The following is a 14,798-nucleotide window of genomic DNA, read 5'->3' as shown; positions in this document are numbered from 1 at the left end:
GAAATGCCATCAAGGGGAAAGTGGCGGACATAGATAATCATAGGATGCAACCTAAAGAGTGGAACGATGAAAAAAATAATAGTCTTTCTTCTGTGCCTGACAATGGGCACCAGTCTTCTCTTCGCTCAGGATATTGAGAGAAATATAAAAGAGCGGTTAACGGATTACTTTGCCAAATACACAGCGACAGCTAAAATCAGTACACCGAAGCTGAACAGTTTCGATATTGATTATGACCGCAGAACCATTCAGATTTATGCTTCGGAAAGCTTCGCCTACCAGCCATTTCTGCCGGAAACAGTAGAAACCATCTACAATCAGATGAAAGAACTGCTCCCCGGTCCGGTAAACTATTATCAGATCACCATTTATGCAGATGGAAAGCCCATTGAAGAATTAATTCCCAACTTATACAGAAGCAAGAAAAAAGATAAAGAACGAATGGCGCTGAACACCGAATACAAAGGTGCTCCATGGGTGAAAAACACTTCCCGCCCCAATGAGATATCCCGAGGATTGCAGGACCGGCATATTGCCCTCTGGCAAAGTCACGGTAATTACTATAAGAATGACAAAGGCGAATGGGGATGGCAACGCCCCCGATTATTCTGCACTACAGAAGATATGTTCACTCAGTCTTTCATTCTTCCATATGTCATTCCGATGTTGGAAAATGCCGGTGCCATAGTGTATACTCCTCGCGAACGGGATACACAAAAGAATGAAATCATCGTTGACAACGATACTCCGAATGCTTCCCTTTATTTGGAAGTAGGCAGTAAGAAAGCACGCTGGACGACTACTTCCGTGAAAGGATTCGCCCAGAAAAAAGCCATTTACAAAGATGGGGAAAATCCTTTCACTGACGGTACCAGCCGATATATTCAAACAGAAAAGAAGAAAAAAAAGAATAAGGATCAGGCTTTTGCCGAATGGGTACCTACCCTGCCGGCAACCGGAAAATATGCGGTCTATGTTTCATATCAGACACTACCCAATAGCGTGAGCGATGCCAAATACCTCGTCTTTCATAATGGGGGTGTCACGGAATTTAAGGTCAATCAGAAAATAGGCGGCGGTACTTGGGTGTATCTCGGAACTTTTGAGTTTGACAAAGGAAATAATGACTACGGTATGGTTGTGCTTAGTAATGAAAGTAGCGAGCATGGCGTAGTGTGTGCAGATGCCGTACGCTTCGGAGGCGGAATGGGTAATATCTCACGAGGAGGAAAAATAAGCGGACTTCCCCGTTATCTGGAAGGAGCACGATATTCATCCCAGTGGGCCGGTATGCCATACGATGTATATGCCGGGCGTAAAGGAGAAAACGATTATACAGACGATATCAATACACGTTCCAATACAATCAACTATCTGTCGGGAGGCTCTGTCTATAATCCGGGACAAGCGGGTTTAGGTGTACCTCTGGAAATGACTATGGCACTTCATAGTGACGCAGGATGCAGTAAAGACAATGAAATCATCGGTTCACTCGGCATCTATACCACCGATTTCAATAATGGCAAACTAAATTCGGGAATGGACAGATATGCTTCACGTGATCTTGCGGATATCCTGCTGACTCAAATTCAGAAAGATATTCGTACGAACTACAATCTACCATGGACACGCCGCAGTATGTGGAACCGGAATTACAGTGAGACACGACTTCCTGCCACTCCTTCCACGATTATCGAATTGCTCTCTCATCAGAACTTTGCAGATATGCAGCTCGGCCATAATCCGAATTTCAAGTTTACCGTAGGACGTGCTATCTACAAGGGTATCCTGCAATTTATAAACAGTCAGCATGGCAAAGACTATGTAGTACAACCTCTTCCGGTCAGCAACTTCGCTATCCATTTCGGAAAAAAGAAAAATACACTGGAACTTACCTGGAAAGGGGAAGACGATCCGCTGGAACCGACAGCCCGTCCACGGGAATATATGGTATATACACGCATCGGATACGGAGGATTCGACAACGGAACTCTGGTCAGCAAACCCTATTACAGTGTCAAAGTAGAACCGGGACTTGTCTATTCATTCAAAGTGACAGCCGTAAACCGGGGAGGAGAAAGTTTTCCTTCTGAAATCCTTTCGGCTTATAAGGCAAAACGTGAACGAGAGAGAATCTTGATTATCAATGGATTCGACAGAATCAGCGGTCCGGCTGTCATTAACACACCGGACAAAGCCGGATTTGATTTGGAACAGGATCCGGGAGTGCCTTATTTGTCCAATATCTCTTTTTGTGGGGCACAAAGCGGATTCAACCGTTCACAAGCCGGAAAAGAAGGAGAAGGCAGCCTGGGACATAGCGGCAGAGAACTGGAAGGCATGGAGATAGCAGGAAATACGTTTGATTATCCTTTCATCCATGGAAAAGCCATTCAGGCAGCAGGGAAATACAGTTTTGTTTCGTGCAGCGACGAAGCGGTAGAAAATGGAATCGTCACTTTAGAAGATTACCCGATCGTAGACTATATACTCGGACTTGAAAAGGAAGACCCGATAGCCAAAGCATATTACAAAACATTCTCTTCACCGATGCAAAGACTGATTACAAGCTATTGCCAGTCAGGAGGTAACTTGTTCGTCAGCGGTGCGTATGTGGGAAGTGACATGAGCGGAACACAAGGGAACCGGGAGTTTACAGAGAAAGTTTTGAAATACGGTTATCAGAACAGTCTGACAGACAAAAGTTCCGGTCAAATCAATGGATTAGGACGCAGCATCACGATCCCCCGCCTGCCCAATGAAAACAGTTATGCTGTTACAGCACCGGATTGTATTGTTCCGGTAGCTCCCGCATTTCCAGTATTTACTTATGCACGTGGCAATCAGTCGGCAGGTATTGCTTACAAAGGGGCGGACTATCGTACCTTTATACTCGGCTTTCCTTTCGAAAGCATTCAGTCCGAAACAGATCGAGCCAGCATTATGGCAGGGATACTAGGTTTCTTTACTCAGAAATAAAGTACTCACGGATATAAGATTTATTTTCTGAAAGCCCGGATAAAAATATCCGGGCTTTTTTAATCCGTTTTTCATTTTAAATTCTATCTTTGCTCCTAGTAATAACCCTTAAAACTAAAAAACGATGTATACTATACAAGCAAACCCTAGCGGTACACGCAGCATAGAGGTGTCCAGCGAAAATCTGAAAACAATCGAGAAATATGCCTTATTCCGCCATCTCATTGATAGTACCGGAATTGTAGACGAACCCGTACTGGATAAACTGAAACTAAATATTCGTTCCCTGATTGCCAGTCAGGAAGAGGACAGTAAAGAATTGCTGGATCTTTGCATAGATGTTATTTATCACAATAACATGAAAGCATTTGGCCTGCAACAACTCATCAAGCTCTATCTCACCTGGCTTTCCACTCAGGATGCGGAAGAGGAGGAAGAATAATGATTACGGTAGATACCTGCGGAACAACAGCTTACAGTCCTTTGATTCCTGCAATCAAAGCTATATGCGAGGCTCCTTTCGGTGAAACGCTCGAAATTATCATGAATCATGCAGATGCTTTCCAAGACTTAAAGGAATATCTTTCCGAGCAAAGCATCGGTTTTCGTGAAATCTATGACGGAGAGCAAATGACATTGCAATTTACAATCAATGAGAAGTTTTAAAAAAACATCTTAATGATTGAAGTTAAACATCCCAATGAATAAAAAAATCATTGGGATGTTTTTTATTATCCGTATCTTTGCGGCATGAAAGAATATCGATTGACCGATTGGTTACCTACCACCAAGAAAGAAGTGGAACTCCGCGGATGGGATGAACTGGATGTCATTCTTTTCAGCGGTGATGCTTACGTAGACCATCCCTCATTTGGCGCTGCCGTCATCGGACGTATCCTCGAAGCGGAAGGTTTGAAAGTTGCGATCATCCCCCAGCCCAACTGGCGTGATGACCTGCGTGACTTCAGAAAGCTGGGTCGTCCCCGATTATTCTTCGGCATCTCTGCCGGAAGTATGGACTCGATGGTTAACAAATACACTGCCAACAAGCGTCTGCGCAGTGAGGATGCATACACTCCGGACGGTCGTCCGGATATGCGTCCGGAGTATCCCTCCATCGTATACAGTCAGATTCTAAAAAGACTCTATCCGGACGTTCCTGTTATATTAGGAAGTATCGAAGCGAGTTTGCGCCGTCTGAGTCATTATGATTACTGGCAGGATAAAGTTCAGAAAAGTATCTTATGCGATAGTGGCGCAGACTTGCTGATCTATGGTATGGGAGAAAAGCCGATAATAGAACTAACCCGGAAAATGAAGGAACTGCTTCCTGCGGAGGATGCTTCATTGACAGCCGGCGAACTCAAGAAAATAGCAGGAACCATCCCTCAGACAGCCTATCTCTGCCGTACGGCAGAGTGGACTCCTGCCGCAAACGATATTCAGCTTTACTCACATGAAGAGTGTCTGGCTGATAAAAAGAAACAGGTCAGCAATTTCCGGCACATCGAAGAAGAATCCAATAAATATTCGGCTTCCCGTATCACACAAGAGGTAGATAATAAAGTAGTCGTTGTCAATCCTCCTTATCCTCCGATGAGCCAGGAAGAACTTGACCATTCGTACGATCTGCCCTATACCCGCCTTCCCCATCCTAAATACAAAGGAAAGCGGATTCCCGCATATGATATGATAAAGTTCTCCGTCAACATCCATCGGGGATGCTTCGGCGGTTGTGCATTCTGCACCATTTCCGCACATCAAGGGAAGTTTATCGTCAGCCGCAGCAAGAAGTCTATATTGAATGAAGTAAAGGAGGTGATGCAGTTGCCCGACTTCAAAGGGTATTTAAGTGACCTTGGAGGGCCTTCCGCCAATATGTATCAGATGAAGGGTAAAGATGAAGCAATATGCAAAAAGTGCAAACGCCCGTCATGTATTCATCCCAAAGTATGCCCGAATCTTAATTCGGACCATCGCCCGTTATTGGACATATACAAAGCGGTAGATGCCATCCCCGGCATAAAAAAATCATTTATCGGCAGTGGAGTGCGCTACGACTTATTGCTCCATCAGAGTAAAGACGCCGCCACCAATCGCAGCACGGCTGAATACACACGCGAGTTGATTGTCAATCATGTGAGCGGACGATTGAAAGTAGCTCCAGAGCATACCAGCGACCGGGTGTTATCCATCATGCGCAAACCTTCATTCGAACAGTTTGAAACTTTCAAAAAAATATTTGACCGTATCAACCGGGAAGAGAATCTGCGTCAGCAACTTATACCGTACTTTATCTCTTCACACCCCGGCTGCAAGGAAGAAGACATGGCGGAACTGGCTGTTATCACCAAACGGCTGGACTTTCATCTGGAGCAAGTACAGGACTTTACCCCTACTCCGATGACTGTAGCCACCGAAGCATGGTACAGCGGATTTCATCCCTATACACTGGAGCCTGTATTCAGTGCCAAAACACAACGGGAGAAACTGGCACAACGACAATTCTTCTTCTGGTATAAGCCGGAAGAACGAAAGAATATTCTGAATGAGTTAAGACGTATCGGCCGACAGGATCTGATAGACAAGTTATACGGAAAGAGAAACAAATGAAACCATTAAAACGGCTTCCCTATTGACTTAGCCTTTTAAATTTCGTATATTTGTAGAAACAAATCCGGAATTAAAAGCATGAAACGTACAAATATAAAGACATAAAGATATAATTTACATGTATGAGAGTACATTGTAAGGAGTAAGAATGGGGTGAAGTCCGCAAGGATTTCACCCCATTTTGTTTAATTAATTCCTCTCATTCCGAAGAATTTGGCAAAATATAGTTTATAATAAACTTGGGACCCGTTTATAATAAACGTCCTCACTATTTATTATAAACGTGATGCGAGTTTATGAAGTAACTTGTATAAGAAAGAGAAAACAAAAATCACAGATGACAGAGAAAAGGCATCAGACGAAAATATATTCATACATTTATAATGAACAATATACTTTTACTAATACCTTCCTGTTCTCTTTCCAATCATGATAAATAAATCATGGAGCAGCCTTTTCAGAAAGAGGTGTCGAATTAAAATTTATATCCTTTGTCGGAGTGATGGTATTGGTAGCTAACTCATAGACGAAATACATGGAAAGAGCTGTAGAATATACAGCGAACTTAGTACTACCGGTTTTATTATAATATAATCTAAATGTACAAATATCAGTAGCTGAAATGAATGGTTCATACTTCAAATGCGAATGAATAGGAAAAGCAATCATCGGCATTCGTTCTGTAGCTTCCACCGGAATAAGTCCGGAATGAAATTTCTTCCACGATTGAATTTCTCCTTCTTTATTAGCAATAAATAAGTAATCATTGCCGAAAGGTATGGCACGCCCTTTAGATACTCCTGAAATAGCATAAAATTTATATCCATCTGCAAATGGTATGAGATCCCAATTCAGAGGATAATTATCGTAGCGATAAATTGGATATTTTTCATGATCAGCAAGTTCACTCCGTATCTTTTCTTTTATCTTAGCCAAAAGTATTTCCTGTTCTGTTAAGTTCCTGCGGGTAGTCACTTCCGAACATGGAGCTGATTCATTAAGGAAAGTTGCCTCATAGATACAATAAGACTGCTTATCAATAGCAACACATTTAATAGAATCGCCTTGATGGTAAGTCAGAATATTCTGAATTGTTTCAATTAACCCCGGTTTGGCAAAGATCATATCAGTGAAATTCCAGACAGCCGTTTCATATCTGTACAAAGTATTAGCTTCTTCTACAATAGAATCACATTTCTGTTTTAGTTCAGCTTCCGTATAACTCTCTTGCGAATACACCGTTAACCACGATGATAATAGGACGATCAATGTCAGCATGTTTTTCATATTCATTATTTTTTAGATTTTAAATGGCTCTTACTTGTTCTTATCTGTGTCTTTAGATCAAAGATAAGCATTTTTGAATATAAAAAACAAACATTGCTCCTATTATTTATCAATTAATGATCATCCAGTTCTTTCACCGGCAACGCTACAATCTCCTGCAACACACTAACGGCAGTTTCCACATTAGTCACATCCTTTATCAGCATACTCCGTCGGCCGTTCTGCTCACGCAGGTCACAGCGCCGGGTATATTTCATCATGTAATCTATCATTTTGCCAAACGCCTGACTCTGATAGAACGGACTATCCGCATTGGAGACAAAGAATAGCGTCATACGTCCGCCCTTCAAGAAGACTTTCTCCACTCCCAATCGCGCCGCCAAGCGACGGAGGGGAACGATGCGAAGCAATTCCTGCGTTTCCGGCGGAACAGGTCCGAAGCGGTCTTCCAGGCGGAAACGGAAGGCATCCACGTCTTTATCCAGCGTCAGTCCGTCCAGTTCGCGGTAAAGCAACATACGCTCGCTGCTGCCCGTCACATAGGTGGCCGGCAACAGAAGTTCAAGATCGCTTTCTATCTGACATTCGTCTACAAATTCTTCTCCACTGATCTGACCTTCTCCCTTTATTTCATCTGCATACAATTCTGCAAACTCATCATTCCTCAGTTCATGAACTGCTTCGGCAAGAATTTTCTGATACGTTTCGTACCCCAGATCGGCAATGAAGCCACTCTGCTCTGCTCCGAGCAGGTTACCGGCTCCACGTATATCCAAATCCTGCATAGCGATATGGATGCCACTCCCCAAATCACTGAAGTTCTCAATCGCCTGCAAGCGTCGTTTTCCTTCTGCCGTCAGACTGCTCAACGGAGGCGCCAGCAGATAACAGAAAGCCTTTTTGTTACTGCGCCCTACACGTCCACGCATCTGATGGAGGTCACTCAGACCAAAGTTCTGCGCTTGGTTGATGATGATCGTATTGGCATTCGGAATATCGATACCGCTCTCTATGATAGTAGTCGCCAAAAGCACATCATAGTCATAATTGACAAAGTCAAAAATGATCTGTTCCAGCTGTGTGGGCTCCATCTGTCCATGCCCGATGGCAACACGGCAATCGGGAATATGACGTTCGATCATCGCTTTCAGTTCCGGAAGGTTCGCAATCCGGTTGTTGACAAAGAAAACCTGACCGTTGCGGCTCATCTCAAAATTAATCGCGTCCGTAATCACTTCCTCATTAAAGGTATGTACTTCTGTCTGAATCGGATAGCGGTTAGGCGGAGGCGTAGAGATTACACTCAGGTCGCGGGCTCCCATCAGCGAGAACTGAAGCGTACGTGGAATCGGTGTGGCAGTCATGGTCAATGTATCCACATTCACCTTTAGCTGTCGCAGCTTCTCCTTCACAGAGACTCCGAATTTCTGCTCTTCATCAATGATCAGCAAGCCTAAATCTTTAAACTGAACATCTTTCCCCAAAATACGGTGGGTGCCGATAAGAATACTGACTTCTCCTTCCCTCAGTCCTTTCAATACAGCTTTGGACTGAGCTGCCGTACGGGCACGGCTCAAATATTCTACCCGGCAGGGCAGATCCTTCAAACGTTCGCGGAATGTCTGGAAATGCTGATAGGCAAGGACGGTCGTCGGCACAAGGACCGCCACCTGTTTATTATCGGCTACGGCTTTGAACGCTGCACGGATCGCTACTTCTGTCTTTCCAAAACCCACATCTCCGCACACCAAGCGATCCATCGGACGGTCGCTTTCCATATCGGCCTTCACCTCCATCGTTGCCTTACTTTGGTCGGGCGTATCTTCATAGATAAAGGAGGCTTCCAGTTCACGCTGCAAGAAGCTGTCGGGACTGTAAGAGAAACCCTTTTCCTGACGGCGCTGCGAATATAGTTTAATGAGGTCACGGGCAATATCTTTAATTTTCGCCTTCGTACGGTCTTTCAGTTTCTCCCAGGCACCGGTACCCAGTTTGTTCAGTCGCGGAGCTTCTCCGTCCTTACCTTTATATTTGGAAACTTTATGAAGGGAATGGATGGAAACGAACACGACATCCTCATTCTGAAAGACAAGTTTCAGCACTTCCTGCGTAGTATCTCCATTCGGAATGCGTACCAAACCGGAGAAACGACCGATACCATGATCCGTGTGAACCACATAATCTCCCGGAGTAAACTGATTCAATTCTTTGAGGGACAGAGCGACCTTACCCGAACGGGCCTTGTCACTTTTCAAGTTGTACTTATGGAAACGGTCGAACAGCTGATGATCCGTAAAAATACACAGATGCAGCGTATGATCCACAAAGCCTTCATGTATCGTACGTACTACAGGAGTAAACTGAATCTTATCTCCCCGGTCTTCAAAGATGGCTCTGATACGGTCGGTCTGCTTGGTACTGTCGCTACAGATATAAAGTGAATATCCCTGTTCAAGGTAGTCCTTGAAAGAACCGGCCACCAGATCAAAGTTCTTATGAAAAATAGGTTGTACGGAAGTATGGAAAGAGATCTTTGCATCCGGCGTACCGGTCGGCTTATTTCCAAATTCCATCCGGCGGAAATCAAGGGCACGTACCGTAAATTCACTGCCGTCAATCAGCTTGCCTTCCAGCGTGATACCGCCATTTTCTTCGGCTTCCTGCACGGCAATAGCCTGCGGCGTCAAAGCCTCATCGTGCACTACCTGGATACGCTCGCGCAACCAAAGGAAGTCACGCATCGCCAAAACGGTTTCTTTAGGTATGAAATCAAGAAAAGAAGTTGTCACATCTCCCGTCACTGCCAGGTCGGGGACTATAGCCACTCCCTCTTTCCTCTCACGGGACAACTGCGACTCTACTTCAAATGTACGGATACTCTCTACTTCGTCTCCGAAAAAGTCAATACGATAAGGATATTCCGAAGCAAACGAAAAGACGTCAATAATACTACCCCGAACGGCATATTGTCCCGGCTCGTACACATAATCCACATATTCGAAACCGTAGCTATGCAGCATGTCTGTGATAAAGGTCGTGTCCAGCTTCTCTCCCACATTCAGTTTCAAGGTCTTATCGCTCAACTCCTTGCGGGATACCACTTTCTCTGCCAGCGCATCCGGATAGGTAACGATGCACAAGCCTTCTTCTCCTTTCTGCAACCGGCTCAGTACTTCTGTACGCAGAATCTCGTTGGCCGCATCCTTTTGTCCGTACTTGATGGAACGGCGAAATGAAGACGGGAAGAAAAACACTTTCTCTGTTCCCAGCACTTGTGTCAGGTCATGATAAAAATAGCCCGCCTCTTCCAGGTCTCCCAGTACAAAGACAAACGGACACACATCTTGTTTCACCAATACAGAAGAGAAAAGAGAAGCGGAAGAAGCACATAAGCCCCCGCAAAAAATAGTTTGAACGGACGCATCCTTCAGCAGTCGTTCCATGACTGCCGTATTAGGATGAGCGGCATATTGTTGTTGCAACTCAATTATTGTCATAGCTATAAAATTTCACCGCAAAAGTACGAAAAAAGAACCGGGATTGATATAGTCACACCGAAGTTTTCTTCTTCAAGATTGTTTCAAGCCTTGAAACTATTGGTTTCAAAGGTTGAAACTAAAAGTTTCAAGGCATGAAACCAATAGTTTCACACCGGGGAACAAATACAAACGCGTTAAATTATCCTTAGTCCCTCTATAACTAAAGGAAAAGCGCTACATTTGTCTTAAAAATAGGACTTCTATGCAATTATCAGATAGCATCGTTATTATCCCGACCTATAATGAACGGGAGAACATAGAAAATATTATCCGTGCCGTTTTCGGTTTAGACAAGGTATTCCATATACTGGTTATAGAAGACGGATCTCCGGACGGCACTGCAAGCATTGTGAAAACTTTGCAACAGGAATTCCCCGAACGCCTCTTTATGATCGAGCGCAAAGGGAAGTTAGGATTGGGTACTGCTTACATCGCAGGATTCAAGTGGGCGTTGGAGCACGCATACGAATATATCTTCGAAATGGATGCCGATTTCAGCCATAACCCGAATGATCTGCCCCGTTTGTACGCAGCTTGTGCAAAAGAAGGAGGAGACGTATCTGTCGGCTCCCGTTATGTAAGTGGTGTGAATGTAGTCAACTGGCCGATGGGACGGGTGCTGATGTCTTATTTTGCCTCCAAGTACGTCCGCTTCATTACCGGTATTCCGGTGCATGATACGACTGCCGGATTTGTATGCTACCGCCGTCAGGTGCTGGAAACAATCGATCTGGACCATGTTCGCTTCAAAGGATATGCTTTTCAGATCGAGATGAAGTTCACTGCTTACAAATGCGGATTCAAAATCATAGAAGTCCCCGTCATCTTCATTAACCGTGAGTTGGGAACTTCCAAGATGAACAGCAGTATCTTTGGAGAAGCCATATTCGGAGTGATCAAGTTAAAAATAAATAGTTGGTTCCATAAATTCCCGCAAAAGAAATGAAACGTATACTGATAAAAAACGCCGTAATTGTCAACGAAGGAAGAAAAGTTCCGGGATCTGTTGTTATTGAAGGTGAGAAGATTGCTGAGATCTTAGTTGACGGACAAGAGGCTGCCATGCCTTGTGACGAAACGATTGACGCATCCGGCTGTTATCTTTTGCCGGGAGCTATTGACGAGCACGTACATTTCCGCGATCCGGGGCTGACTCATAAAGCAGATATCACAACGGAAAGCCATGCCGCGGCAGCCGGAGGAGTTACCTCGATTATGGATATGCCGAACACAAATCCTCAGACCACAACTTTGGAGGCGCTGAATGACAAACTGGCTTTGCTGGCGGAAAAATCATCTGTCAACTTCTCCTGTTATTTCGGAGCGACTAACAATAATTATCCGTTATTCAGTCAGCTGGACAAAAACCGGGTATGTGGGGTGAAGTTATTTATGGGTTCCAGTACGGGAAATATGCTGGTAGACCGGATGGCAAGTCTGCGCAATATCTTCGGAGGTACGGATTTACTGATTGCAGCACACTGTGAAGATCAGGGAATCATCAAAGAGAATACGGATAAATATAAAAAAGAATACGGTGACGATGTACCTTTGTCACTTCATCCGGTCATCCGCTCGGAAGAGGCTTGCTACCGTTCTTCCGCTTTGGCGGTACAATTGGCACGCGAGACCAATGCGCGTCTGCATATTATGCATATTTCTACTGCCAGAGAACTGAGTTTATTCTCCAAAGCACCTTTGGCAGAGAAGCGTATTACTGCCGAAGCGTGTGTGTCTCATCTAATTTTTACCGAAGAAGATTATCAGACCTTAGGAGCGCGCATCAAATGTAATCCTGCCATCAAAACGGCAGAAGACCGGAAGGCTTTGCAGGAGGCAGTCAACAGCGGCCTGATCGACGCTATTGCGACCGACCATGCTCCGCACTGCTTGAGTGAAAAAGAAGGAGGCGCATTAAAAGCCATGTCCGGCATGCCGACCATACAATTCTCTTTGGTCAGTATGCTCGAATTGGCAGACAAGGGTGCTTTCAGCATCGAAAAGGTAGTAGAGAAGATGTCTCATGCTCCTGCACAAATGTATGAGATATGTAATCGCGGATTTATCCGGAAAGGATATCAGGCGGATCTGGTTTTGGTTCGTCCCGACAGTGCGTGGACTGTTACCACAGACTGCATCCTGAGCAAATGTAAATGGAGCCCGCTGGAAGGTCATACTTTCCACTGGAAAGTAGAAAAAACATTTGTGAACGGTCATCTGTTATATGATAACGGAACCATTGACGAGAATTATCGTGGACAGGAGTTAAGATTCAGATAAACAGCAACTCGTCACTTATAAACATATGATTTTATCTTATAAGATACATAACGTCGCCCCCTACATCAATTGGATTTACTTTTTCCATGCATGGGGATTCCAACCTCGTTTCGCAGCGATCGCCAACATTCACGGTTGCGATGTCTGCCGTGCTTCGTGGCTGACTACTTTTCCGGAAGAAGACCGCAACAAGGCTTCCGAAGCTATGCAACTGTTTAAGGAAGCCAACCGGATGCTGGATTTACTTGACAGGGATTATGAAGTGAGAACTATCTTCAAACTTTGCAAAGCAAACTCGGACGGAGACAACCTGGTGATTGAAAAAGAAACCGATCAATTCCTAATTTTCCCTTTGCTCCGCCAGCAGACGCCTAAACGGGATGGAAGCCCGTTCCTTTGCCTGAGTGACTTTATCCGCCCTCTTTCTTCCGGCATTCCGGATACAATAGGTACCTTTGCTTCTTGCATAGATGCAGATATGGAAGGCCTGTACGAGCAGGATCCCTACAAACACTTACTCGTCCAGACTCTTTCCGACCGTCTGGCAGAAGCTGCTACGGAAAAGATGCACGAATATGTACGCAAAGAAGCGTGGGGATACGCCAAAGATGAAAGTCTGTCAATGCCCGATCTGTTGGTCGAGAAATATCAAGGGATTCGCCCTGCCGTAGGCTACCCGTCCCTGCCCGATCAATCCATCAATTTCCTGTTGGACGAACTGCTGGATATGAAACAGATAGGCATCACACTGACCGAGAATGGTGCCATGTACCCTCATGCTTCGGTCTGCGGTCTGATGTTTGCCCATCCGGCTGCCGAATACTTCTCTGTCGGAAAGATAGGAGAAGACCAGCTCGAAGACTATGCCCGCCGTCGGGGAAAAAGTACGGAGGAAATGCGAAAATTCCTGGCTGCCAATCTGCAATAACTTTCGTTTACTTGTGATTTTTCTCCTTTTCGCACGACTAACTAACCAGAAAAGTAACCCATTTAATTCATGAGAGAACGAACAACAGAGGCAACCAACCCTATTGAACAGGAGTTCTTATCGGTCATCCGCGAATATGAACGGGTGATCTACAAGGTATGTTACTTATATACCAATCCTAACGCCCCGCTCAATGACCTCTATCAGGATGTAATACTCAACCTCTGGAAAGCCTATCCCAAGTTCAGAAGAGAATGCAAAATGTCCACATGGATTTACCGCATCGCTCTGAACACGTGTATCAGCTTTTTCCGCAAAGAAAAGAATGTACCGGAAATCGTCACCCTCACCCGCGAAGCGGACTGGATGATAGAGGAACATGACCCGATCCACGAAATGCTGAGGCAACTTTATCAAATGATCAATCAGCTGGGACAACTCGACAAATCAATTATCCTGCTTTATCTTGAAGACAAAAGTTACGAAGATATTGCGGAGATCACCGGACTGACGGTGACCAATGTGGCTACCAAACTGAGCCGTATCAAAGACAAACTAAAAAAAATGAAAAAGGAGTAATCATATATGGAACTGGAAGAACTGAAAAAATCATGGAATGCCCTGGATGAGCACTTAAAAGACAAGGAGCTGATCAAAGAGGAAGAACTTGGCAAACTGATAGGACATGCAGACAAAGGTATCCATGCCATTGCCCGGCTGAATATCAAACTCATCCTGATTTCTTTGCCGGTATTGGTCTTATTCCTGCTGGAAGTCCTGTTGCACGGCAGACTGAATCCGATCTATATCATTATCATTCTATCGTGGATTCCCGCACTCTACTGGGACATCACCACCACCCGTTTTCTACAACAGACGAAAGTGGACGAAATGCCTCTGATAGAGGTGATCAGTCGTGTCAACCGCATCCACCGATGGATGATTCGGGAACGTCTGATTGCTACTGCTTTCCTTCTTATACTGGCAGTACTCTCATTTATTTATTGGCAGATATGGCAATATGGAATAGCCATCATTCTGTTTTTTATCCTGCTTTGGGGAGCTGGGCTGGGGCTGATCTTGTGGATTTATCGCAAGAAATTCCTGAACCGTATTCAGGAAATCAAGAAGAACCTGGACGAACTTAAAATCATAGACAGTTGACCAGAGTC

At 44.7% G+C, this 14,798-nt stretch carries 11 protein-coding genes; 9 read left to right on the top strand and 2 right to left on the bottom strand.

Annotation, left to right across the window (positions count from 1 at the left end; translation table 11 throughout):
* Positions 1 to 66 precede the first annotated feature (66 nt).
* The 4 genes from NBH01_RS10620 (at position 67) to NBH01_RS10605 (ending at position 5,592) form a co-directional block, all read left to right on the top strand.
* Positions 67 to 2,979, top strand: coding sequence for a golvesin C-terminal-like domain-containing protein (locus tag NBH01_RS10620; protein ID WP_195382045.1), 2,913 nt, complete (start codon positions 67 to 69; stop codon positions 2,977 to 2,979).
* Between the two features lie 124 nt (positions 2,980 to 3,103).
* Positions 3,104 to 3,421 (top strand): DUF8442 family protein, encoded by a 318-nt coding sequence (locus NBH01_RS10615; protein WP_008760554.1) that lies wholly within the window; start codon positions 3,104 to 3,106, stop codon positions 3,419 to 3,421.
* Positions 3,421 to 3,645: a sulfurtransferase TusA family protein gene (locus NBH01_RS10610; RefSeq protein WP_008760553.1), complete on the top strand. Its 225-nt coding sequence runs from the start codon at positions 3,421 to 3,423 to the stop codon at positions 3,643 to 3,645. The genes NBH01_RS10615 and NBH01_RS10610 overlap by 1 nt, the downstream gene beginning before the upstream one ends.
* Positions 3,646 to 3,729: 84 nt before the next feature.
* Complete coding sequence (locus tag NBH01_RS10605; protein WP_061474201.1) at positions 3,730 to 5,592, top strand: YgiQ family radical SAM protein; 1,863 nt, start codon at positions 3,730 to 3,732, stop codon at positions 5,590 to 5,592.
* A gap of 441 nt (positions 5,593 to 6,033) precedes the next feature.
* On the opposite strand, the gene NBH01_RS10600 is transcribed toward NBH01_RS10605, so the two are convergent.
* Complete coding sequence (locus NBH01_RS10600) at positions 6,034 to 6,879, bottom strand: hypothetical protein (protein WP_074858701.1); 846 nt, start codon at positions 6,877 to 6,879, stop codon at positions 6,034 to 6,036.
* Positions 6,880 to 6,992: 113 nt separating this feature from the next.
* Positions 6,993 to 10,376: a transcription-repair coupling factor gene (gene mfd, locus NBH01_RS10595; protein ID WP_225680377.1), complete on the bottom strand. Its 3,384-nt coding sequence runs from the start codon at positions 10,374 to 10,376 to the stop codon at positions 6,993 to 6,995.
* Positions 10,377 to 10,620: 244 nt separating this feature from the next.
* Between mfd and NBH01_RS10590 the strand changes: the two genes are divergently transcribed.
* The 5 genes from NBH01_RS10590 to NBH01_RS10570 all read left to right on the top strand — a co-directional run bounded on the left by NBH01_RS10590 (position 10,621) and on the right by NBH01_RS10570 (position 14,790).
* Positions 10,621 to 11,364, top strand: a complete 744-nt coding sequence (locus NBH01_RS10590; RefSeq protein WP_008760550.1) for a polyprenol monophosphomannose synthase — start codon at positions 10,621 to 10,623, stop codon at positions 11,362 to 11,364.
* The gene (locus NBH01_RS10585; protein WP_074858629.1) at positions 11,361 to 12,698 is read left to right on the top strand and encodes a dihydroorotase; all 1,338 of its coding nucleotides are present in this window, start codon (positions 11,361 to 11,363) and stop codon (positions 12,696 to 12,698) included. Before NBH01_RS10590 ends, NBH01_RS10585 begins: the two co-directional genes overlap by 4 nt.
* A gap of 25 nt (positions 12,699 to 12,723) precedes the next feature.
* Positions 12,724 to 13,626, top strand: coding sequence for a vitamin B12 dependent-methionine synthase activation domain-containing protein (locus NBH01_RS10580; RefSeq protein WP_074858632.1), 903 nt, complete (start codon positions 12,724 to 12,726; stop codon positions 13,624 to 13,626).
* Between the two features lie 69 nt (positions 13,627 to 13,695).
* Positions 13,696 to 14,205, top strand: a complete 510-nt coding sequence (locus tag NBH01_RS10575) for an RNA polymerase sigma factor (protein ID WP_008760547.1) — start codon at positions 13,696 to 13,698, stop codon at positions 14,203 to 14,205.
* Positions 14,206 to 14,211: 6 nt separating this feature from the next.
* On the top strand, positions 14,212 to 14,790 hold the full coding sequence (locus tag NBH01_RS10570; protein ID WP_008760546.1) for a membrane protein: 579 nt from the start codon (positions 14,212 to 14,214) through the stop codon (positions 14,788 to 14,790).
* Positions 14,791 to 14,798: the final 8 nt, after the last annotated feature.

Source organism: Bacteroides sp. B1-V-101, assembly GCF_023656585.1.
GTDB lineage: Bacteria > Bacteroidota > Bacteroidia > Bacteroidales > Bacteroidaceae > Bacteroides > Bacteroides thetaiotaomicron.
This window is presented reverse-complemented; position numbering and strand designations above follow the sequence as displayed.

Bases quoted from the DNA above. Each gene is read 5' to 3' on its own strand.
- NBH01_RS10580 (WP_074858632.1), top strand. From the start codon at position 12,724: ATGATTTTATCTTATAAGATACATAACGTCGCCCCCTACATCAATTGG.
- NBH01_RS10570 (WP_008760546.1), top strand. From the start codon at position 14,212: ATGGAACTGGAAGAACTGAAAAAATCATGGAATGCCCTGGATGAGCAC.
- NBH01_RS10575 (WP_008760547.1), top strand. From the start codon at position 13,696: ATGAGAGAACGAACAACAGAGGCAACCAACCCTATTGAACAGGAGTTC.
- NBH01_RS10590 (WP_008760550.1), top strand. From the start codon at position 10,621: ATGCAATTATCAGATAGCATCGTTATTATCCCGACCTATAATGAACGG.
- NBH01_RS10585 (WP_074858629.1), top strand. From the start codon at position 11,361: ATGAAACGTATACTGATAAAAAACGCCGTAATTGTCAACGAAGGAAGA.
- NBH01_RS10615 (WP_008760554.1), top strand. From the start codon at position 3,104: ATGTATACTATACAAGCAAACCCTAGCGGTACACGCAGCATAGAGGTG.
- NBH01_RS10620 (WP_195382045.1), top strand. From the start codon at position 67: ATGAAAAAAATAATAGTCTTTCTTCTGTGCCTGACAATGGGCACCAGT.
- NBH01_RS10610 (WP_008760553.1), top strand. From the start codon at position 3,421: ATGATTACGGTAGATACCTGCGGAACAACAGCTTACAGTCCTTTGATT.
- mfd (WP_225680377.1), bottom strand. From the start codon at position 10,376: ATGACAATAATTGAGTTGCAACAACAATATGCCGCTCATCCTAATACG.
- NBH01_RS10605 (WP_061474201.1), top strand. From the start codon at position 3,730: ATGAAAGAATATCGATTGACCGATTGGTTACCTACCACCAAGAAAGAA.
- NBH01_RS10600 (WP_074858701.1), bottom strand. From the start codon at position 6,879: ATGAAAAACATGCTGACATTGATCGTCCTATTATCATCGTGGTTAACG.